The following is a 19,327-nucleotide window of genomic DNA, read 5'->3' as shown; positions in this document are numbered from 1 at the left end:
ACGCCGCCGGGCCGGGTACAGCGTTGGGCGGGGCCTCGGCGCGGCAGCCGTCAGTCCGTTACGCGAGAGGGACCGGGCCGTTACCGCGAGCCGGGCTCAGGGTGGTCCGGCGCGGTGCGGGGCGGTCCGGGGCGGGCAGCGACCGGACGTGGACGGCTCAGTCGGGCGGCGCGGCGGTGAGGTCCACCTCGACCGGTTGACCTGGGAAGCGGAGTGGGGCGACGCCCAGGAGCGTGCCGGCGGAGGTGAAGGCCGGCCCGAGGGCGGAGGCGGTGAGAACGATGTCAGGTGTCGGCCGGCACGCCTCCGTCGCCGGATCGCACGTGGATCGCCGCACGCACCACGTGTTCCGTCCCGTACGGCGTGCCCTGCCCACCGCTACCCGGCGTGTGTCCGGGGCAGCGAGAGCGGCGAAAGCTGTTTCGACGGCCTCCGGATACGCCTGGGGTTTCCTGTGGCCGGCCAGTGCCCGCCAGGCGCCGGACAGGTCCGGGGTCCCACCCCTCGCGACGGGTTGATCAGTCCTGCGCCATGTTCGCCGCGGTCACATTCTCGATCACGTGGCCGAGCTTGGTCTTGGCCCGGGTCAGGTCCTGGATGCGTGCGGCGATGCGCTCGCGTTCGATGATGAGCTGGTCGAGCATGGCGGGGGTCGCGACGCCGGTGCTCACGCACGGCAGGAGTTCGACGACGGTGCGGCTGGAGAGGCCGGCCGCGAAGAGGTCCTGGATGAGCTGGACCCGCTCCAGGGCTTCGTCGGGATAGTCACGCTGCCCGCCGGGCGTCCGCGCCGATTCCAGGAGCCGCTGTTCCTCGTAGTAGCGCAGGGCCCGCACGCTGACCCCTGACCGCCTGGCAAGCTGTCCGATGCGCATGACGCAGGTCACTCCCTCCCGCTCATACCTCACGTTGACGTCAGGTTTAGGTTAGCAGTACCGGCTCCGGGGGCGGCCCGGTGATCCCTCGTGGCGGCGCAGCCCCCCACACTCGCCTCCGCCCGCTCGGCGATCTCACCCATGCGCGCCCGCTTTCCTTCGGCCGGCGGCAGTTGCGGCTTGCACCTCACGTCAACGTCAGGTTCTAGGGTGACGAGCGTCGGATGAACACGTCATCCGGCCCGTCGAAGTAAGGCAGACCATTATGCGCGCAGCCCGGTTCCACGAATACGGCGGAGCGGAGAGCCTGGTGATCGAGCAGGCCCCCGACCCGCACCCCGGAGTTGGTGAGATCCGTGTCCGCGTCGCGGCGGCCAGCGTCAATCCCATCGACTGGAAGCTGCGCGACGGCGCCCTGCGGCAGCTGATTCCCCTGGAGCTACCCGCCATTCCCGGGCGCGACGCCGCCGGGGTGGTCGACGAGATCGGTGACGGAGTGCAGGGGGTGAGCATCGGCGACCGCGTCTTCGGGCTGGGCGGTGTCACCGGCGCAACCGCGGAGCTGGTCATCCTCTCGGCCTGGGCCCACGCCCCCGCCACGTGGAACGACGAGCAGGCCGCGGGCGCCGGTCTCGCGTCCGTGACGGCGATGCGCGGCCTGAACGCGCTCGGCTCCCTCGCGGGGCGCACCCTTCTCGTCGAGGGTGCCGCCGGTGGCGTGGGCAGCGCTGCGGTCGAGATCGCGGTAGCGCAAGGTGCCACCGTGATCGGCACAGCCAGTGAACGCAACCACGAGTTCCTCACCGCACTCGGTGCCGTTCCCACCACCTACGGCCCTGGCCTCGCGCAGCGTCTGTCCGCTCTCGCCCCGCGCGGAGCCGACATCGCGCTCGACACCGCGGCCTCCGGATCGCTGGACGACCTCGTCGCGATCACAGGTGACCCGACCCGCGTCGCGACGGTCGCCGACCATGCGCGCGGGCAGCGCCTGGGCACGCATGTGGTCAACGCGGAGAACGATTCCACCCTCCTGTCCGCGGCTGCGGAACTGGGCCGGCAAGGCCGCTACACACCCCGTATCGAACAGGCCTACCCCCTGGAGCGGACCGCCGACGCCCACGCGCACGCCGAGCGTGGGCGCACCCGAGGAAAGGTCGTGATCTGCATCTGAACAGGCCGATCGGTGTCTGTCGAGGAGCGGGTCGGGCAGTCGAAGGCGACGCTCCGCGCCGGTGGCTGCAGTTCGACTGGGGCGAGGGCCCGCGTATCGGCGGGCGTCGGACCTGGCTGTGCTGCGCGTGGCTGTCGTGGTCGCGGTTCCGGATGGTGCTCCCGGTCTGGGACTGCACGTTGGGCACGCTGGTGGCCTGCGTGGACACCCCGCTGCGGCGGATCGGCGTGGCGCCAACCTGTGTATGGCCGGGAAGGGAGTAGTCCCCTCGAACTGACCCACCCGGGAGGACCACTGGCCACACGCCCGGGTTTCTCATGGCCATCAGCCTGGACATCAACGGCTACTCGCCTGGGCATCTCAATAGCCGCTGACACGCTGGTCCTTGGCCTTGCCCCTGCCCTTGGCCTCTGCCTTGGCCTCGCCCTTGCCCTTGGCCTTCTTCGGCTTTCCAGCCCTTTCCGCCCTCTTCTCCTGGCCGCGCCCCGGATGCGTGACCGGGCTGGTCTGCGGCCTGTCGGACAGGGGGCGTGTACCCGAGGAGGCGGCGGGCCGGTCGTTCCCTGCCGTGCCGGGTGTCGCCGCGTTGCCGGTGGGAGGCGTGTCCTGCGGGCGCGGGGCGGAGGGGCGGGGGCTGCCGCTGAGTCCAGCGGGGGAGGAGCCGGCCGTGGGCGCACCTGCCTTGCGGGCGTCGGCCGGGGGAGAGCCGGCGGTGGGAGAACCGGCCGCGGGAGAACCGGCCGTGGGGGAGCCGGAGGTCCGGGCGGTGTCCTGTCGCCCGGCCTCGCCCGCGAGGTCCGAATCCTCTTCGGCGGGCGGGCCGGTGATGCGTGGCGCGGTGTCCGCGTGGTCGGGCTGGGCGGGGCTGCCGGTGACGGCGAGTGCGCCCGCCAGGACGGTACTGAGTGCGGCGACCGTCCCGACCAGAAGGGCGCGCTTGCGTACGGGGGGCACGGCGACCGGGGCGGGTGCGCCGGAGGCAGGGGGAGGCTTGCGATGGGTGCGATCGGCCGTTCGCGGGGGAGCGGGGTCCGCGGCGGGACGGGCGGTGGCGCGCGGTGGCCCGTCGTGGGGGACGGCCGTGTCGGCCAGGGCCGCCAGTGCGCGGGCGCAGGCGTCGGCGTCGGGGCGGGCGTGCTCGTCCAGGGCGGTCATGTCCGCCAGGAGGAGGCGCAGTCGACGGGGCAGGTCGGGGGGCAGGGTGGGCGGACGGTGCAGCCGTGCGATGGCCGTCTCAAGTGGCCCGCCGTCGTACTCGGGCCTGCCGGTGAGGCATTCGAGGATGACCAGGCCCAGGGCGTAGATGTCGGACGGTCGGCCGACGGGCCGGCCCATGACCTGCTCGGGGGAGAGGTAGCCGGCGGTGCCGACGAGGACTCCGGTGGAGGTGCGGAAGGTGGTGTCGAGCAGCCGTGAGATGCCGAAATCGGTCAGGTGCGGTCGCATGGAGGAGTCGAGGAGGACGTTGGACGGCTTCACGTCCCGGTGGATGATTCCTGCTTCGTGGGCGTGACCGAGCGCCCGGGCGAGCCCGGCGCCGAGTGCGGCGGCCTCCCCGGCCGACAGGACTCCCTGCGCGATGCGCTCCCGCAGCGTCATGCCGTCGATCAGTTCCATGACGAGGAAGGCGCGCCCGTTGTCCTGTCCGGCGTCGAAGGCGGTGACCAGACCGGGGTGGCGCAGCCGGGCCAGCAGGGTCGCTTCACGCTGCGCGTCCTCTTCGACGTCGACGCGGGAGCCGTAACGGAAGACCTTGACCGCGACCGGTCGTTTCATCCGCAGATCGAAGCCCTGGTGGACGTCCGCGGCTCCGCCCGAGCCCAGGAGACGGTCCAGGCGGTACCGTCCGGCCAGGACATCGACGGAACAGCGGGACGTCACCGCCCGAGCCGACTCACGTAGCCCCATTGGCCCTCCCACCACGTCGTGGGGCACGGCGCCCCCGGCGAACCGGGTTCGGAACGCCACCACCCGCGTCTACCCAGGGGGAGCCGGAGCACCACACGCCCAGATGGGCGAGCAGTCCCGGTCGGCGGAAGGAATGCGGAGAACCAGTGAGGTTTTCGGGGTGGTCGTCGGCCCCGACGTAGGCATCGGCGTTGGTGACAACAGCGTCATCGGTGCCGGATCGGTCGTCACCGAGGGCGTCCCCGCGAGCGTCGTCGCCGCCGGCAGCCCCGCCCGGCCCGTCCGGGATCTCCGAGCCGCACGCCCCAGCAGGCAGGCGGCAGCCGTCTCGGGCAGGTGTCAGCCCTTGGACGGGCCGTCGTCGGGGCCGTCCTTGCGGCGGAACTCCTCTTCCCACTCCTCCAGCGACCGCTCACCCAGCTCGGGCGACGACGACGGGGTGTCGGTGCTGCCCGTCGGCGCCGGATCGGTGGGCTCCGCGGGCCCGCGCTCGTCCTTGAGTGACTTCAGGAAGTCCGGGTTGTCGTCCGGCGCGACCCAGCGGCGCTCGTCGGCCCGGGTGGCGCCGTAGGGCGCGTTGCGGCGGGGCCTGCCCACGAGGAACCAGGCGATCGGGCCGATGAGCACCTGCCCGAACAGCAGCACGATGATCACCCAGACGACCTTGGGCAGCTTGCGGACTTCCTTCTCCGGCGTGTTCAGGCAGTCGACGAAGGCGAAGATCCACACCGCCAGAACCAGGAGGAACGGCAGAATCTTGAGCATGGGAGCGCCCCCTGAGTACGTCCTGACCGGTGCGGGGGGCCCGGCTCGCGGGCCCCGGTACAAGCCCAGCGTAATGGGACAGGTGCCCGGACGGGCTTCCCGGTGCGTTCTGCACGTCGTCCACCGCGTGTCCGCCCGCCCGCCGCGCCGTGCCCGGGCCACCGCCGGACGGCCGCCGGCGGGGTGCGGGGCTCCCGCCCGTCGCCCGGCCGGACCGTTGACGGATACTGGCAGGCATGGCATACGAGGATCTTCGCTCGCTGCTGCGGGCCCTTGAGCGCGACGGTGACCTGAAGCGCGTCAAGGCCGAGGTGGACCCCTACCTGGAAGTCGGCGAGATCGTCGACCGGGTGAACAAGGCGGGCGGCCCGGCGCTGCTGTTCGAGAACGTCAAGGGCTCGGCGATGCCGCTGGCGATGAACGTCTTCGGAACCGACCGCCGCCTGCTCAAGGCACTGGGCCTGCCGTCCTACGAGGCGATCAGCGACCGGATCGGCGGGCTGCTGAAGCCGGAGCTGCCGCAGGGCTTCGTCGGCATGCGGGAGGCGTTCGGCAAGCTCGCCGGCATGACGCACGTGCCGCCGAAGAAGGTCAAGGACGCGCCCGTGCAGGAGGTCGTCGTCACCGGCGACGACGTCGACCTGGACCGGCTGCCGGCCCTGTTCACCTGGCCGGAGGACGGCGGCTCGTTCTTCAACCTCGGGCTGACCCACACCAAGCACCCCGACACCGGTGTGCGCAACCTGGGCCTCTACCGCCTCCAGCGGCACGACCGGCGCACCATCGGCATGCACTGGCAGATCCACAAGGACAGCACCAACCACTACCAGGTGGCCGCCCGTCGCGGTGAGCGGCTGCCCGTCGCGATCGCCTTCGGTTGCCCGCCCGCCGTCACCTACGCCTCCACCGCACCGCTGCCCGGCGACATCGACGAGTACCTCTTCGCCGGGTTCGTGCAGGGCAAGCGGGTCGAGATGGTGGACTGCAAGACGGTGCCGCTCCAGGTACCGGCCAACGCCGAAGTGGTGCTGGAAGGCTGGCTGGAGCCCGGCGAGATGCTGCCGGAGGGACCGTTCGGCGACCACACCGGCTTCTACACGCCGCAGGAGGACTTCCCCGCGCTGCGCATCGACTGCGTGACGACGCGGCGCAGGCCGCTGCTCCAGTCCATCGTCGTCGGCCGCCCGCCGACCGAGGACGGTCCGCTGGGGCGGGCCACCGAGCGGTTCTTCCTGCCGCTGCTGAAGATCATCGTGCCGGACATCGTGGACTACCACCTGCCGGAGGCCGGCGGCTTCCACAACTGCGCGATCATCTCCATCGACAAGCGCTACCCCAAGCACGCGCAGAAGGTCATGCACGCGATCTGGGGCGCGCACATGATGTCGCTGACCAAGCTGATCGTCGTGGTCGACGCCGACTGCGACGTGCACGACCTGCACGAGGTCGCCTGGCGGGCCCTGGGCAACACCGACTACGCCCGCGACCTGAGCGTCGTCGAGGGGCCGGTCGACCACCTGGACCACGCCTCCTACCAGCAGTTCTGGGGCGGCAAGGCGGGCATCGACGCCACCGCGAAGCTGCCCGGCGAGGGCTACACCCGCGACGGCGGCTGGCCGCGCATGGTCGAGTCGGACCCGGAGGTCGCCGAGCGGGTCAGCAAGCGGTGGAAGGAGTACGGGCTGTGAGCAGTGCCCCGCCCGGAGCCGACACCGCCGTCCCGGGGGCGGAGCCGGAGCGTCCGGGCCGGGTGAAGGCGTTCCTGCGGCTGGTGATGATCGAGCACTCGGTGTTCGCGCTGCCGTTCGCCTACATCGCCTCGCTCACCGCCATGTTCCAGGTCAGCCGCAGTGTGCACTGGTGGGAGCTGTTCCTCGTCACAGTGGCGATGGTGGGCCTGCGCACGTTCGCGATGGCCGCCAACCGGATCATCGACCGGGAGATAGACGCCCGCAACCCCCGCACAGCCGGGCGTGAACTCGTCACCGGCGCGGTGTCGGTGCGGACGGCGTGGACGGGAGCACTGGTCGCGCTGGCGGTCTTCCTGACGGCCGCCGCGCTGCTCAACCCGCTCTGCCTGATGCTGGCGCCCGTCGCCGTGGTGCCGATGGTGGTCTACCCCTACGGCAAGCGCTTCACCGACTTCCCGCACGCCATCCTAGGCCTCGCTCAGGCGATGGGACCGATCGGCGCGTGGATCGCGGTCACCGGCGCCTGGTCGTGGGACGCGGTCCTGCTGGGCCTGGCCGTCGGGGTGTGGATCGGCGGCTTCGACCTGATCTTCGGCTGCCAGGACGTGGCCGCCGACCGGGCCGAGGGCGTACGGTCCGTGCCGGCCCGGTTCGGGATCGCCGCCGCGCTCTACGGGGCGCGCGGCTGCCACGTCGTGACCATGGCGCTGCTCGTCTGGTACGCCCTGGCCACGCAGGCCGGACCGCTGCTGTGGGTGGGCCTGGGCATAGTCGCGGCGGCCTTCGTCTACGAGCACTCCCTGGTCCGGCCGAACGACCTCAGCCGCCTCAACCGGGCCTTCTTCACCGTCAACGGCTTCATCGGCATAGCGCTGTTCGTCCTCGCCCTCACCGACCTGGCGGTCCGTGGCCTGGGGGTGTGAGGCGCGGGCCGTGTCGGCGCCGCCCGAGGCGGCGGGGGCTGCGCGGGCCATATGTGCGGGGCGTCCGCATCACGTCACAGCTCCGTCACCGCCGAAGGCACGGCGCGCCACGTGCCGCACCATGGTCCCACTCGTGCCGAACCAGGGGGGAACCATGCGCATCCGCACCACCACCGCTGCCATCGTCGCCGTGCTTGCCGTCACCGTCGTCGGCTGCGGCAGCAGCCAGGACAGCGACCAGGCCAGCGACAGCAGGGCCGACACCGCCAAGAGCCCCACAACCGAGGAGTCGAGCCCCGAAGCCGAGGCGTCGAGCCCCGCGGACGACAACGGCGCCGCCGAGAACACCTACATGCCGCGCGAGCCCACCGGCGCCGAGCGTGACGCCGTCATCGCGGCTGTCAAGGACGTCCACGGCAAGCTCATCCATGACGAGGACAAGGCCCTGGACGCGGCCCGGAACCAGTGCGCGTCTCTCAACGGCGGCGCGAAGAACCCGGACCACGATGCCGCCCAGCGGTTCTCCTACAACGGCGTCGAGCTGACCGACGAGGACGGACGCCACATCAACATCGGGTTGCGCAAGACGCTCTGCCCCGAGTCCTGACCACCACGCCCGCCCGCCCGGGGCTCACCGGGTTCCAGCGTCGGCCGAGGCCAGCGGCGCCCAGGTGTAGCGCACGCGAACGCCGCGTTCCCGGAGCCAGATGGCCTCGCGGAGCCGGTACGCGGAGCAGGACTCGGGGGCGATGGCGGCGGGCCACCGGACGAGTACGGCGGTGACCGCACCGGCTTCCGCCAGCTCACGGACCCGCTGCCAGCCTTCGCGGCGGCAGGGGTCCGGCTCGCCGTACCTGTCGGTGACCACTTCCGTGATCGTCAGCCCGCGTTCCCGCGCGAAGGCGTGACCCTCCTCCTGAGCACGCTGAGCGGCCAGGGTGGGCATCAGCGGGCCGCGAGCGACGCACACGTACAGCACGGCCCGCGCGGCGGTCCCGTCCTGACGGCTGTCCGCACCGCTCACCGCTCAACCGCTCGGTCGGTGACCTGCTGACGGAGTTGAGGGCGCTGAAGGTACCGGGAGCGCTGACGGTGCCCGGAACGGGCGACGGCCTGCACGAGTCGCAGCAGGCAGTAGCGGCGGAAGCGGTCGTCCTCCAGTGCGCACAGCCGGGCCATCGCCGGTGGCGCTCCCGGCCGTCCGGGAGCGGGTGGCACGGACACGGGTTCCTTGTCGCACACCCCACCCACCTCCACGGAGGCGGGCTGGTGCTGCTGCTGGTCGAGGGCGTGGAGCGCGCGGACCGCACGGGCGAGGTCGGCCATGTCGGACGCGGGAGTCGGGCGGGTCACCGGACCTGCTCGGGCTCGTCGGCGGCAACAACCAGGGTGCACCAGGTGCGGGAGCCGTCCGCGCTGACGCCCCAGGCGTCGCAGAGACCGGCGACCAGCAGCAGTCCGCGACCGCCCTCCTCCAGGCGGCCGGCAGGGCGCGCGGAAGGCCGCCGCCAGCTTCCCGGGCCGCTGTCGATCTCGATGCGCAGGTGCGGGGGAGCCAGGGCCATCCGCACTCCGATCTCAGCGCCGGACCCGTGCTGGAAGGCGTTGGTCACCAGCTCTGTGGCGACGATTTCCGCGTCCGTCGCGGCGCTCGCGCAGCGCCAGGACCGAAGGTGCGCCCGCACGATGCGGCGGATCCGGCCAGGCCACGGCCTGTCCTCGTCAGCCATTCCCGGCCCCGTGTGTTCGGCTCGGGTCACCCGCAGGTCCAGTTCGGGTAGCGGGTCGGGCTGTTCGGGGGTGTTGCGGTCAGCCCGCTTCCGGCCGGTCGTGGGCACAGAGAGGGACATCGATCGGTCCTCCGCAGTTCGTTGGGGGCAGCGCACACCGAAGGGCATGCGAGGTTCCAAAGGCCGGTTCTGCACGGCCTCGTCCGCGTATGCGCTGGCCCTCCCACGGTGGTACATGTGAGACTTAATGTGCAAGCACACGGGTAATCTCACGAAAAATGGCACATGCCAGATCACTGGCAGGGCTTGTTCACAGGGGCACAGCAGGTGGGACACTCAGGAACACGACCCACCCCGGCAGTGCGCACCGATCACGGCGAGCCCCCACATGCAGGAGAGGACGGCAGGTGGCAGCAAGGCGAGGTGCGACGTTCCGACGCCGGGAGCTGGGAAGGGAGCTGCGCAGGCTCCGGGAGGGCAAGGGACTGACGCTCCAGGAGGTGGCCGACCGGTTGGGGTTCTCGCACACCAAACTGGCGCGGGTCGAAAGCGGCGACAACGACCTGCCGCGCGTGGGCGACCTGGACAACCTGATGACCCTGTACGAGCTGGACGACCGCGAGGACCGGGACACCCTGCTGCAACTCCACCGCGAGTCACTCAGCAAGGACCCGTGGACGCCCTACAAGCAGTACATGCCCTCGCGGATGCCCACCTACCGAGGACTGGAAGAAGCGGCCAGCGAGATCCGCGCCTTCCAGCCCGACGTGGTCTTCGGCCTCCTCCAGACGGAGAGCTACACCCGCGCCATGTTCCTGCTGGCGAAGCCGGTCGACGAGACCACCAGCGAGTTCGTGGAGACCAACACCCGACTGCGCATGGAGCGCAAGGAGTTGATCACCCGCTCGGACAATCCGCTGGTGCTGAGGGTCATCATGGACGAGGCCGCGGTGCGCCGCATGGTGGCCGGCCCCGACGTGATGCGTGAGCAATACCAGGAGATCGTCGAGCTGTCCCGTCTCGACAACGTCACGGTGCAGATCCTGCCGAACGAGGTGGTGACCTACCGCGCGCCGAGCAACTTCATCATCCTCCAGTTCCCTGACGAGCTGGAACCGGTCGTCCAGACCGACCTGCCGAGCACCATCAGCGTCACCGATGCACGGCGCGAGGTCTCCAAGGCCATGCGCCGGTTCGACGCCATGCGCGAGAGCGCGCTGGCCCCGGCTGCCACAGCCGATTTCCTGCACCAACTCACACAAGGATGGAAGACGCCATCACTACTCATCTGACGGCCCTCGATGTGGCCGAAGAAGCAGCCTGGTACAAGTCCTCCTACAGCAACGACCAGGGCGGGGCATGCGTGGAGATCGCGGCTCTGACCGGCGAAGTGGGTATCCGCGACTCCAAGGACAGGTCCGGCCCGGCGTTGGTTGTACCGGCGTCGGCCTGGTCCGCGTTCATCGCCCGAATCCAGGACGGCAGCACGACGGCCTGAACCTCACAGCACGCGACGGCCCCCTCAGATTCGATGAGGGGGCTGTCGCCCGCTCGTCGCGCGCCACATGCGCCCGACCCCGTCCCGCCTCAGCTCCAGGGGCTGGGACCGATGCCGCCGGGTGGGGTCTTCGCGGGGCGGCGGGTCGGGGTGCGGCGGAGCCAGAAGGCGGCCAGTACGCCGCCGATGAGCCCGAAGAGGTGGCCCTGCCAGGAGACCCCGGACGCGGTCGGCAGCACGCCCCACAGGATGGAGCCGTACAGCAGCAGCACGGTGATGCCGACGGTGATGTCCAGGGCGTCGCGCTCGACGAAGCCGCGCACCAGCAGGTAACCGAAGAGGCCGAAGACCACACCGGAGGCGCCCGCGGTGTTGGAGCCCTCGGGAGCCGTCAGCCACACGCCGAGGCCGCTGACCACGATGATCAGCAGCACCACACCGACGAAGCGGGCCAGGCCGCGCACGGCGGCGAGAAAGCCGAAGACGAGCAGCGGCACCGAGTTGGCGACCACGTGGTCCCAGCCGAAGTGCAGGAACGCGGCGGGGAAGATGTCCATGACCTCGTCGAGGTCGCGCGGGCGTATGCCGTACTCCTGGACGATGGGGCCGTTCGCGCCGTCGAAGGCCTCCAGTAGCCACAGCAGCACCACCCAGGACAGCATGAACGTGCCCGCGGCCATCGCTCTGGAACGCCGGGTCGGTCCGGGCGCTCCCTGTGCTCCGTACGCCATGCCGACCCCCGGTCCTCGAACGCGCTGGCTCCTACAGGGTAGTCAACGCTCACAGCTGGTTGGAGAGTTCCGGTCCCCTCACCGACACGTACGCCAGTGCGGCCAGCAGGTCGTCCGGGTGGAGCTTGCCGGCTCCCGTCGGGGCGGCCACCGAGACGGCCTCACCGCCGGCGAACTTCAGTTGCAGCGGCAGCCGGCCGGTGCGGCCGTCGTCGAACTGGCCGATGTCCACGGTCAGCGTGGACAGCGTCTCGTGCCGGATCGCGAGGTCCATCTCGACCGTGCGGTCCGGGGCGCGTTCCAGCACGGAGAGGTCCAGCTCACCGACGTGCGGTTGGACCGGCCGCAGTGCCGCGGCCAGTTGCCGGCCGACCGTGCGGGCGGGCAGTTTCAACGTCACGTGGTCGGCTCCCTGGTGGTGGCCGGCCGCGGTGAACGAGGCGTGCTCGCCGAGGGCGTTCTCCACCGCCGACACCAGCCGCTGCTGGAGGGTGGCGCTGCGCAGCAGCACCGTCGAGTCCGCCGCGCGGTCGCTGCCCGCGCCGGCCCGCCCGCCCAGGGCCTCGCTGAACTCGCCGAACTCCCTCGGGTTGACCCGCACCCACTTGCCCTTGAGCGCCGACTTCGCAGTGTCGAGCGAGGGCGGCAGCGTCTCCGGCAGCTTGCCCAGTTCGGCGACCCTGCCCAGCAGGGAGTCCCGTTCGCCCAGCTCCTGGGCGAGTGCGCTCGCGTTCATGCGCACGTAGAGCTTCTTGTCGATCGACTTGTAGGCGAACACGTCCAGTCCGCCGAAGTTGACGGCGGCGGCGCTGTCGGCCCGGTCCGAGTCGGTCAGCTCCCGCAGCGGCTCGTCGGCGCTGAGGGACACCGCCAGTTCCAGGTCGGCCAGGAGCTGCGCGTTCTCCCGGGCGCGCGGGCCCTTGCCGGTGCCCCTGCCCTGCTGGAGGTAGCTGTGGATCTGCTCGGGGGTGGCGTCGAAGCGGGCCGTCATCGAGACGGACTCGCGCTCGCCGAGCTTGTCCACGGCGTGCTTCACCTTCCACGCGGTGGACACCTGCTGGGCCGTGGTGCAGGCGAGGGTGCCGGCGCCCAGCAGCGCGGTGACGCTGAGCAGGGCGACCAGGCGGTGGCGGACGGCGCTGCGGCGTTGTGAGCTGATGGCTGGCTCCCGGACGTGCGACGGTTCCCGCTGCGGGACCGGCTTCCATTGTGCGGCCCCGAACATTGTGCGGCCCCGGACCCCCGCAGGGCGCCAGCACCCCCGGGGGTGTTCCCAGCCCGGTCGCTCAGCGGGCGAGAAGGCGCGCGTGCGGGCGTGCGGGCTGTCCGGGAGGACGTGCGCGGTGGGCGCGAGGGCGCGAGGGCGTGCGGGGTGGGCCGGTCGCTCCGTCGGGCGCCCTGGAAACGTAGGCTCGGCGGTGTGACTGATTCCGCTGATCGGCGGCCCTGGATCGTCGGTGTCTCCGGCGCCTCGGGCACGCCCTACGCCGCCGCCGTGCTGCGCGGTCTGCTCGCCGCCGGGGAGCAGGTGGACCTGGTCGTCAGCCGCGCGTCGAGGCTGACGCTGCTGGACGAGACCGGGCACCCCTTCCGTGACGGCCACTGGCGGGAGGACCTGCGGCGCTGGCTCTCCCGGGGCGCAGACGGCTCGCCGGACGCCTTCGCCGGTGAGCTGGGCGCCCTGGACGAGGGGCCGGGCTGTGCGGTGCGGCACTGGCCGGCCGGTGACCTGGCAGCCGGACCGTCCTCCGGCTCGTACCCCTGCCGGGGCATGCTGATCGTGCCCGCCTCCACGGCGTGTGTGGCCGGGGTCGCCCTGGGGCTGTCCAAGGACCTGCTCCAGCGCGCGGCCAGCGTCACGCTGAAGGAGCGGCGGCCCTTGGTGGTGGCGGTGCGCGAGACGCCGCTCAACGGCCAGACGCTGAAGCAGCTGGTGGCGCTCGACGACGCGGGCGCCGTGGTACTGCCCGCCTCCCCGGCGTTCTACGCGGGGGCCACCCACATCCAGCACCTGGTCGACTTCGTCGCCGGACGGGTCCTGGACGCCGCCGGAGTGCCGCACAAGCTGTACCACCGTTGGCAGGGTGAGCTCGGGAGTGCAGGCAACCGGCAGGCTATGCCTTAGATTCGTCCTTGGAACTCAGCCCAGGCGGGACAACCGGAAGGCAGCGGCACGCATGGACGCGGTGGACAGACAGCTCATCCAAGCGCTGCGGGAGAACGGCAGGGCCTCCTACGCCGAGCTGGGACGGCTCGTCGGACTGTCCGGTCCCAGCGTCACCGACCGCATCAACCGGCTGGAGTCGGCCGGGGTGATCACCGGCTACCGGGCGACGGTGGACGCGCCCTCGCTCGGCCTCGGCGTGACGGCCCTGATCGGCATCCAGCTCAGCGACGCCACCGACCACGAGGACGTCGCCCACCGGCTGCGCGACCTGGCGGAGATCGAGGACTGCTGGTTCATCGCCGGCGACGACTCCTACATGCTCAAGGTCCGGGCCGGCGACGTGGACGGACTGGAACGCACCATCCGCCGGCTGTCCGGCACCAAGGGTGTCTCCCGGACCCGCACCACGATCGTGCTCTCCACCAAGTGGGAGAACCGGGTCGGCGAGCTGCCCGAGGAGTGGGCCGGCGAGAAGTGAGCGGGGCGCCGGGTCGGGGACGGGTCGAAACCGGCCCGAACCGGTGGCGTACGCTCGATGGGGCGCGAAGCGGCCGGCCTGCGGGAAGCGAAGCGGCCGCCGGGCTTGGACAACGAGGAGGCGCGACGCATGGACGCTGGGCTCAAGCGTGAGCTGGAGGAGAAGGTCCACGCCGGGGAACGGTTGACCCGCGAGGACGGCATCGCCCTCTACGAGTCCGACGACCTGGCCTGGCTGGGCTCGCTCGCCCACGAGGTGCGGACCCGCAAGAACGGTGACGTCGTCCACTTCAACGTGAACCGCCATCTCAACATGACCAACGTGTGCACCGCGTCCTGCGCGTACTGCTCCTTCCAGCGCAAGCCGGGGGAGAAGGACGCCTACACGATGCGCATCGAGGAGGCCGTCCGGCTCGCGAAGGCGATGGAGGGCGACAACCTCACCGAGCTGCACATCGTCAACGGGCTGCACCCCACCCTGCCGTGGCGCTACTACCCCCGGTCGCTGAGCGCGCTCAAGGAGGCGCTGCCGGACACGGTGTCGCTGAAGGCGTTCACCGCCACCGAGATCCACCACTTCGAGACGATCTCCGGCCTCGGCGCCAGTGAGATCCTCGACGAGCTGATCGACGCCGGACTGGAGTCGCTGACCGGCGGTGGCGCGGAGATCTTCGACTGGGAGGTCCGCCAGCACATCGTGGACCACGCCACCCACTGGGAGGACTGGTCGCGGATCCACCGTCTGGCGCACGAGAAGGGCCTGAAGACCCCGTGCACCATGCTGTACGGCCACATCGAGGAGCCCAGGCACCGCGTCGACCACGTGCTGAAGCTGCGTGAGCTCCAGGACGAGACCGGCGGCTTCCAGGTCTTCATCCCGCTGCGCTACCAGCACGACTTCGTCGACATGCAGGACGGCAAGGTCCGCAACCGCCTCCAGGCCCGCACCACCATGGCGACCGGCGCCGAGGCGCTCAAGACCTTCGCCGTCTCCCGGCTGCTCTTCGACAACGTGCCGCACGTCAAGGTCTTCTGGGTGATGCACGGCGTGCAGACCGCCCAACTCGCCCTCCAGCACGGCGCCGACGACATGGACGGCTCGGTCGTCGAGTACAAGATCACGCACGACGCGGACTCCTTCGGCACCCCCGACAAGCTGACCCGTGAGGACCTGCTGGAACTCATCAGGGACGCCGGCTTCCGGCCGGTCGAGCGCAACACCCGGTACGAGATCCTGCGCGAGTACGAGGGCCCCGACCCGGCCCGACGCGAGTCGCCGCAGCCCATGCGGGTGTGAGTCGCCAGGACACCCGCGGTCCCTCGGGGGCCGCGGGCACCACGGGGCACGTCCCGGTCCGGCAGCCCGCCGCCGACAGCACCGGGCACGGGCCGGCCGGCGGTGTGCTGCTCGACGAGGGGCCCGTCCGGTACGTGCTGGACCCGCCGATGGACCGGCAGCTCACCGACGGCCTCTGCGCCCTGTGGGCGGACGTGGTGAACGCCGGCGGCGCCGTCGGTTTTGTGCCGCCCGTCACACCCGAGGACGTCCGCCCCGAACTGCTCAGGCACCTCAGCGCGATGACCGAGGGCCGTACCCGCCTGGTGGCGGGCCTGGACGAGGCGGGGCAGGTGCGCGGCACCGCCTTCCTGACGATGAACACCCACCGCCTGATGCGACACTGGGTGTGGCTGTACACCGTGATGGTGCACCCCTCGGAACAGGGCCGGGGCGCCGGCCGGCGGCTGATGGCCGCCGCCGCGAACGCCGCCCGCGGGCTTGACGACGTCCGAGGTATCCGGCTGACCTGCCGCGGCGGGCTCGGTCTGGAGCGTTTCTACCGCTCGTGCGGCTACCGGGAGGTCGGCCGCGTCCCCGCCGCGATCAAGGTCGCGGACGACGACTACCGGGACGACGTCACGCTGTGGCTGTCCCTGGACTGACGACTCACCAGAAGGAAGAACCGCCGTGACCAGCACCTCGAAGCCGTCGAGCACTCCCGATCCCGCGCGGCCGGACGCGAGCCGGCCGTCGGCGAAGCCCGAGGCCGGCAAGCCGCAGCCGACGACGGCGCACGCGGCGCTGCGTTACACCCTGATGCGGCTGGGGCTGTTCGTCGGCTGCTTCGTGCTGCTGACCGTGCTCGCCCAGGTCGGCGTCATCCCGGCCGGCATCGGCAAGTCCAACCCGCTGTGGCTGCTGGCGCTGTCCATCCTCATCTCGGCACCGCTGAGCTACGTGCTGCTGCGCAGGCAGCGGGACGCCATGTCGGAGCAGATCGCGCCCAGGGTCGAGCGGGTCTCCGGCACCGTCAAGGAGAAGCTGGCCGCCAACCGCGGCCAGGAGGACGACCGGCCCTGACGCCCTGACCGGGCCCCCCACCCGCCCCACCCTCTCCGCACGCTCACCGCGCCCCCGTGGGCGTGCGCCTCGCGCGCACGCCGCGTAAGCCGCGTCACACCGCCGAACGCACCCCGCCGGGAATCACCGCCGCCCGGTGGGGTGTTGTGCTGCGACGTAACAGCTTCCCAAAGGAACGCTTTGAGCAACTCAAAGCCCGAGTGTTAGCGTGAGGTCCATGACAACCGCAGCCGCCCCCTCCGTTCTGGCGAGCGTCCCGCTCGTGGCGCGGCTGCACATCGATCTCTGCCGCTGCCTCACCGCGGCCTGTCGCACCCGCTAGCGACCCCCGGCGGCCGGAAGCCTCCACGCGTCCGGCCCGCCCCGCAGGCACAGCGCCGCCCGCCACGTCCGGGTCCGCCGCCCGGCCCCCACGAGTGCTCCGCGCGCCCCCGCTCATCTCACCCGTCCCCCGCCGAACCGGAGTGTGTCCGTGTCCACGTCGTCCAGCCCGTCCGGGCCCCCCAGCCCCTCCGGGTCCTCCGCCGGCCCGTCGTCCGCGTCCGCCGGGGCGTCCGGCGCCCCCGCGCGGCGCGCCCGTCTGCCGCGCGTCCCCTTCTGGGCCCAGATACTCGCCGGTCTCGTCCTCGGTGTGCTGCTGGGCTGGGTCGCCCGCAGCGGCGACGTCGCATGGCTGGGCACCGCGCTCGACCGGGTGGGCGGCACCTTCGTCCAGCTGCTGAAGCTCGTGGTGGCCCCGCTGGTCTTCTTCGCGATCGCCATCTCGATCACGAACCTGCGCAACGTGTCCAACGCCGCCCGGCTGGCCGGCCGCACGCTGATGTGGTTCCTGATCACCTCGCTCATCGCCGTCGGCATCGGCCTGGGCATCGGCCTGCTCACCAACCCGGGCGCCGGCACCGGCCTGACCCCGGCGGACGGCGATGAGCCGGAGAACTCCGGGTCGTGGCTGGACTTCCTCACCGGGATCGTGCCGGAGAACGTCATCACGCCCTTCACCGAGCTGAAGGTCCTCCAGATCGTCTTCCTCGCCGCCGTGGTCGGCATCGCCGCCCTGAAGCTGGGCGACCGGGCCGCGCCGCTGCTGAGCTTCGGCGAGGCCACGCTGGAACTGTTGCAGAAGGCCCTGTGGTGGGTCATCCGCCTCGCCCCGCTGGGCACGCTGGGCCTTATCGGCACCGCGGTCAAGGACTACGGCTGGGACCTGCTCGGCCCCTACGCCACGTTCACCATCGACGTGTACGTCGGCTGCCTCCTGGTGATGTTCGGCGTCTACCCGCTGCTGCTGGGCCTCGTCGGCAAGGTCAACCCGGTGCAGTTCTACCGCGGCGCCTGGCCCGCCATCCAGCTCGCGTTCGTGTCCCGCTCCTCGGTCGGCACCATGCCCGTCACCCAGAAGGTCACCGAGCGGCTCGGTGTGCCCAAGGAGTACACGTCCTTCGCGGTGCCCTTCGGCGCCACCACCAAGATGGACGGCTGCGCCGCGATCTACCCGGCGCTCGCGGCGATCTTCGTCGCGGAGATCTTCGGTGTCACCCTGGGCCTCCAGGAGTACCTGCTGATCGCGTTCGTCTCCGTCATCGGGTCGGCCGCGACCGCCGGCCTCACCGGCGCCACCGTGATGACCACGCTGACCCTCTCCACCCTGGGCCTCCCGCTGGAGGGCGTCGGCCTGCTGCTGGCGATCGACCCGATCCTGGACATGATCCGCACCGCCACCAACGTCACCGGCCAGGCCGTCGTGCCCGTACTGGTCGCGGCCCGCGAGAAGATCCTCGACACGGACGCCTACGCCTCCGCCCGGAGCTTCGACATCAACGAGGCGGCCGAGGACACCGGCAGCGGTGACGGCGGCACGACCGGCGGCCGCGGCGGGAGCGGAACCGGCGGTACCGGCTCGGCTCCCGGCGAAGAGCCGGTCGCCTCCCCGACGTCACCGACCCCGGCTCCCGCCTGACCGAGGCGTTCGAGCCAGGAACCCGACCAGGGACCGGGACCGGACCCGAGCCCGGGGCCTGGCCCGAGCCAGGAACCCCAGTGATCCCTTACCGCGTCCCCGTCAGCCACCGGCCGGCGGGGACGCGGTCGTCGGCACAGGTGGGCACGCTGCGGGGGAGGGGCCTGCGCGAGCGGGTGCGGGGCGTCGGGACGGGGGCGCTCACGCCTTGAGGGCGTCGGCGAGCAGCGGCAGGGCGGTGGCCAACTCGCGGGCCCAGTAGCGCCAGCTGTGGGTGCCCGCACCGTAGCGGTGCGCCGTCACGTGCAGGTTGCGCTCCCTGGCCCGGTCCACGAACGTCGCCGCCATGTCGTCGAAGCGCGCCTCCAGGCCGCTGAACCGCGCCTTCGGCCCGTCCAGCGGACCGGGCCGACCGTCCCCGCACGAGACGTACAGCGGAAAGCCCTCCGGGAGCGCGTCCAGCAGGCGCTGTGGATTGTGCGCCGCCCAGATCTCCGCCTGCTCCTGCGGGTCACCCCACAGCGCCGTCGGGTCCGGGGCGAACCGCCCCACCTTGCGCAGCACCGCGTCCGGGTGGGCCTGGGTGTCCAGCCGGCCGCTGAAGGACGCCGCCATGGTGAACATCCCCGGATTCCGGCCGGCGTAGAGCATCGCGCCGGTGCCGCCCATGGACACCCCGGCCACCGCGCGCCGGTCGTTCGCCCGCAGGGTGCGCTCCAGCACGTGGCGCAGCTCGGTCAGATGGAACGTCTCCCAGGCGTCCGCCCCGCCGCGTCCGCCGTGCCACCAGTCGCTGTAGTAGCCGACCGGGCCGCCCTCCGGCATCACCACCAGCGCCTCGAACGACGCGGTGACCGCCTCGACGTCGGTCCTGTCCGTCCACAACCGTCCGCCCTCGCCGGTGTGGCAGCAGCCGTGCAGCAGGTACAGCACCGGCCAGCGGCGCTCGCGCTGCTCGTCGAAGCCGGGCGGCAGCAGGACCCGGGTGCCGACCCGGCGCCCGAGCGCGGGGGAGTCGATGGTCAGGTCCAGGGTCCGCGGCGCGGTGCGTTCGGAGCTGACGACGCGCGCCGGC

Annotated in this window: 22 protein-coding genes and 1 pseudogene; 13 read left to right on the top strand and 10 right to left on the bottom strand. The window is 71.6% G+C overall.

The genetic code is table 11. The annotated features are described in order from the left end of the window. Positions 1–157: 157 nt before the first annotated feature. Complete coding sequence (locus ACYVE9_RS03510; protein ID WP_461026201.1) at positions 158–337, bottom strand: hypothetical protein; 180 nt, start codon at positions 335–337, stop codon at positions 158–160. Positions 338–518: 181 nt separating this feature from the next. Then, positions 519–875 (bottom strand): MerR family transcriptional regulator, encoded by a 357-nt coding sequence (locus tag ACYVE9_RS03505; RefSeq protein ID WP_461026200.1) that lies wholly within the window; start codon positions 873–875, stop codon positions 519–521. A 265-nt stretch (positions 876–1,140) separates the two neighbouring features. Here ACYVE9_RS03505 and ACYVE9_RS03500 point away from each other — a divergent pair, with 265 nt between their 5' ends. After that, positions 1,141–2,046, top strand: a complete 906-nt coding sequence (locus ACYVE9_RS03500) for an NADP-dependent oxidoreductase (protein ID WP_461026199.1) — start codon at positions 1,141–1,143, stop codon at positions 2,044–2,046. 360 nt (positions 2,047–2,406) lie between these two features. On the opposite strand, the gene ACYVE9_RS03495 is transcribed toward ACYVE9_RS03500, so the two are convergent. Continuing rightward, positions 2,407–3,954: a protein kinase domain-containing protein gene (locus ACYVE9_RS03495; RefSeq protein WP_461026198.1), complete on the bottom strand. Its 1,548-nt coding sequence runs from the start codon at positions 3,952–3,954 to the stop codon at positions 2,407–2,409. A gap of 187 nt (positions 3,955–4,141) precedes the next feature. Between ACYVE9_RS03495 and ACYVE9_RS03490 the strand changes: the two are divergent. Continuing rightward, positions 4,142–4,246, top strand: a pseudogene (locus ACYVE9_RS03490) (sugar O-acetyltransferase); the annotation flags it as partial. 47 nt (positions 4,247–4,293) lie between these two features. On the opposite strand, the gene ACYVE9_RS03485 reads toward ACYVE9_RS03490, so the two are convergent. Beyond that, positions 4,294–4,719, bottom strand: a complete 426-nt coding sequence (locus ACYVE9_RS03485) for a PLD nuclease N-terminal domain-containing protein (RefSeq protein WP_461026197.1) — start codon at positions 4,717–4,719, stop codon at positions 4,294–4,296. A 236-nt stretch (positions 4,720–4,955) separates the two neighbouring features. On the opposite strand from ACYVE9_RS03485, the gene ACYVE9_RS03480 reads away from it, so the two are divergent. From ACYVE9_RS03480 to ACYVE9_RS03470, 3 genes are all read left to right on the top strand, one after another. Next, complete coding sequence (locus ACYVE9_RS03480; protein ID WP_461026196.1) at positions 4,956–6,407, top strand: menaquinone biosynthesis decarboxylase; 1,452 nt, start codon at positions 4,956–4,958, stop codon at positions 6,405–6,407. Continuing rightward, the gene (gene mqnP, locus ACYVE9_RS03475) at positions 6,404–7,333 is read left to right on the top strand and encodes a menaquinone biosynthesis prenyltransferase MqnP (protein ID WP_461026195.1); all 930 of its coding nucleotides are present in this window, start codon (positions 6,404–6,406) and stop codon (positions 7,331–7,333) included. Before ACYVE9_RS03480 ends, mqnP begins: the two co-directional genes overlap by 4 nt. Positions 7,334–7,487: 154 nt before the next feature. After that, the gene (locus tag ACYVE9_RS03470) at positions 7,488–7,940 is read left to right on the top strand and encodes a hypothetical protein (RefSeq protein WP_461026194.1); all 453 of its coding nucleotides are present in this window, start codon (positions 7,488–7,490) and stop codon (positions 7,938–7,940) included. 24 nt (positions 7,941–7,964) lie between these two features. Here the strand turns inward: ACYVE9_RS03470 and ACYVE9_RS03465 are convergent, their stop codons facing one another. Genes ACYVE9_RS03465 through ACYVE9_RS03455 form a run of 3 tightly spaced genes read right to left on the bottom strand, consistent with a single transcriptional unit; the run spans position 7,965 to position 9,183 of the window. Continuing rightward, a complete protein-coding gene (locus ACYVE9_RS03465; RefSeq protein ID WP_461026193.1) occupies positions 7,965–8,357 on the bottom strand; it encodes a hypothetical protein in 393 nt (130 codons plus the stop codon). Continuing rightward, a complete protein-coding gene (locus ACYVE9_RS03460) occupies positions 8,354–8,686 on the bottom strand; it encodes a hypothetical protein (RefSeq protein ID WP_461026192.1) in 333 nt (110 codons plus the stop codon). The genes ACYVE9_RS03465 and ACYVE9_RS03460 overlap by 4 nt, the downstream gene beginning before the upstream one ends. Beyond that, entirely contained in the window at positions 8,683–9,183 is a 501-nt protein-coding gene (locus tag ACYVE9_RS03455; RefSeq protein ID WP_461026191.1) for an ATP-binding protein, read from the bottom strand. The genes ACYVE9_RS03460 and ACYVE9_RS03455 overlap by 4 nt, the downstream gene beginning before the upstream one ends. Positions 9,184–9,470: 287 nt before the next feature. Here ACYVE9_RS03455 and ACYVE9_RS03450 point away from each other — a divergent pair, with 287 nt between their 5' ends. Beyond that, positions 9,471–10,355 (top strand): helix-turn-helix domain-containing protein, encoded by an 885-nt coding sequence (locus ACYVE9_RS03450; RefSeq protein ID WP_461026190.1) that lies wholly within the window; start codon positions 9,471–9,473, stop codon positions 10,353–10,355. Between the two features lie 11 nt (positions 10,356–10,366). After that, on the top strand, positions 10,367–10,561 hold the full coding sequence (locus tag ACYVE9_RS03445; RefSeq protein WP_461026189.1) for a DUF397 domain-containing protein: 195 nt from the start codon (positions 10,367–10,369) through the stop codon (positions 10,559–10,561). 89 nt (positions 10,562–10,650) lie between these two features. Here the strand turns inward: ACYVE9_RS03445 and ACYVE9_RS03440 are convergent, their stop codons facing one another. Beyond that, the gene (locus tag ACYVE9_RS03440) at positions 10,651–11,292 is read right to left on the bottom strand and encodes a rhomboid family intramembrane serine protease (protein WP_461026188.1); all 642 of its coding nucleotides are present in this window, start codon (positions 11,290–11,292) and stop codon (positions 10,651–10,653) included. Between the two features lie 49 nt (positions 11,293–11,341). Continuing rightward, complete coding sequence (locus tag ACYVE9_RS03435; RefSeq protein WP_461026187.1) at positions 11,342–12,517, bottom strand: hypothetical protein; 1,176 nt, start codon at positions 12,515–12,517, stop codon at positions 11,342–11,344. A gap of 195 nt (positions 12,518–12,712) precedes the next feature. Between ACYVE9_RS03435 and ACYVE9_RS03430 the strand changes: the two genes are divergently transcribed. The 6 genes from ACYVE9_RS03430 to ACYVE9_RS03405 all read left to right on the top strand — a co-directional run bounded on the left by ACYVE9_RS03430 (position 12,713) and on the right by ACYVE9_RS03405 (position 18,252). After that, positions 12,713–13,417 (top strand): UbiX family flavin prenyltransferase, encoded by a 705-nt coding sequence (locus ACYVE9_RS03430; RefSeq protein ID WP_461026186.1) that lies wholly within the window; start codon positions 12,713–12,715, stop codon positions 13,415–13,417. A gap of 52 nt (positions 13,418–13,469) precedes the next feature. Next, positions 13,470–13,937, top strand: a complete 468-nt coding sequence (locus ACYVE9_RS03425) for an Lrp/AsnC family transcriptional regulator (RefSeq protein WP_461026185.1) — start codon at positions 13,470–13,472, stop codon at positions 13,935–13,937. A gap of 129 nt (positions 13,938–14,066) precedes the next feature. Continuing rightward, positions 14,067–15,233, top strand: coding sequence for an aminofutalosine synthase MqnE (gene mqnE, locus ACYVE9_RS03420; RefSeq protein ID WP_461026184.1), 1,167 nt, complete (start codon positions 14,067–14,069; stop codon positions 15,231–15,233). A 149-nt stretch (positions 15,234–15,382) separates the two neighbouring features. Further along, a complete protein-coding gene (locus ACYVE9_RS03415) occupies positions 15,383–15,877 on the top strand; it encodes a GNAT family N-acetyltransferase (protein ID WP_461026202.1) in 495 nt (164 codons plus the stop codon). 25 nt (positions 15,878–15,902) lie between these two features. Continuing rightward, positions 15,903–16,295 (top strand): DUF4229 domain-containing protein, encoded by a 393-nt coding sequence (locus ACYVE9_RS03410; protein WP_461026183.1) that lies wholly within the window; start codon positions 15,903–15,905, stop codon positions 16,293–16,295. A 466-nt stretch (positions 16,296–16,761) separates the two neighbouring features. Next, the gene (locus tag ACYVE9_RS03405) at positions 16,762–18,252 is read left to right on the top strand and encodes a dicarboxylate/amino acid:cation symporter (RefSeq protein ID WP_461026182.1); all 1,491 of its coding nucleotides are present in this window, start codon (positions 16,762–16,764) and stop codon (positions 18,250–18,252) included. Positions 18,253–18,453: 201 nt separating this feature from the next. On the opposite strand, the gene ACYVE9_RS03400 is transcribed toward ACYVE9_RS03405, so the two are convergent. Beyond that, the coding region (locus ACYVE9_RS03400; RefSeq protein WP_461026181.1) for an alpha/beta hydrolase at positions 18,454–19,327 on the bottom strand (874 nt) is incomplete at its 5' end.

This window comes from Streptomyces sparsus, from assembly GCF_054776295.1.
Note: the sequence above shows the minus strand (reverse complement) of the source record. Positions and strands in the feature narration are given on the sequence as shown.

What these genes read in the sequence shown, in the direction of transcription:
- ACYVE9_RS03505 (WP_461026200.1), bottom strand. Translation starts at nt 875, where the DNA reads ATGCGCATCGGACAGCTTGCCAGGCGGTCAGGGGTCAGCGTGCGGGCC.
- ACYVE9_RS03500 (WP_461026199.1), top strand. Translation starts at nt 1,141, where the DNA reads ATGCGCGCAGCCCGGTTCCACGAATACGGCGGAGCGGAGAGCCTGGTG.
- ACYVE9_RS03495 (WP_461026198.1), bottom strand. Translation starts at nt 3,954, where the DNA reads ATGGGGCTACGTGAGTCGGCTCGGGCGGTGACGTCCCGCTGTTCCGTC.
- ACYVE9_RS03485 (WP_461026197.1), bottom strand. Translation starts at nt 4,719, where the DNA reads ATGCTCAAGATTCTGCCGTTCCTCCTGGTTCTGGCGGTGTGGATCTTC.
- ACYVE9_RS03480 (WP_461026196.1), top strand. Translation starts at nt 4,956, where the DNA reads ATGGCATACGAGGATCTTCGCTCGCTGCTGCGGGCCCTTGAGCGCGAC.
- ACYVE9_RS03470 (WP_461026194.1), top strand. Translation starts at nt 7,488, where the DNA reads ATGCGCATCCGCACCACCACCGCTGCCATCGTCGCCGTGCTTGCCGTC.
- ACYVE9_RS03455 (WP_461026191.1), bottom strand. Translation starts at nt 9,183, where the DNA reads ATGTCCCTCTCTGTGCCCACGACCGGCCGGAAGCGGGCTGACCGCAAC.
- ACYVE9_RS03440 (WP_461026188.1), bottom strand. Translation starts at nt 11,292, where the DNA reads ATGGCGTACGGAGCACAGGGAGCGCCCGGACCGACCCGGCGTTCCAGA.
- ACYVE9_RS03435 (WP_461026187.1), bottom strand. Translation starts at nt 12,517, where the DNA reads ATGTTCGGGGCCGCACAATGGAAGCCGGTCCCGCAGCGGGAACCGTCG.
- ACYVE9_RS03425 (WP_461026185.1), top strand. Translation starts at nt 13,470, where the DNA reads ATGGACGCGGTGGACAGACAGCTCATCCAAGCGCTGCGGGAGAACGGC.
- mqnE (WP_461026184.1), top strand. Translation starts at nt 14,067, where the DNA reads ATGGACGCTGGGCTCAAGCGTGAGCTGGAGGAGAAGGTCCACGCCGGG.
- ACYVE9_RS03415 (WP_461026202.1), top strand. Translation starts at nt 15,383, where the DNA reads ATGGACCGGCAGCTCACCGACGGCCTCTGCGCCCTGTGGGCGGACGTG.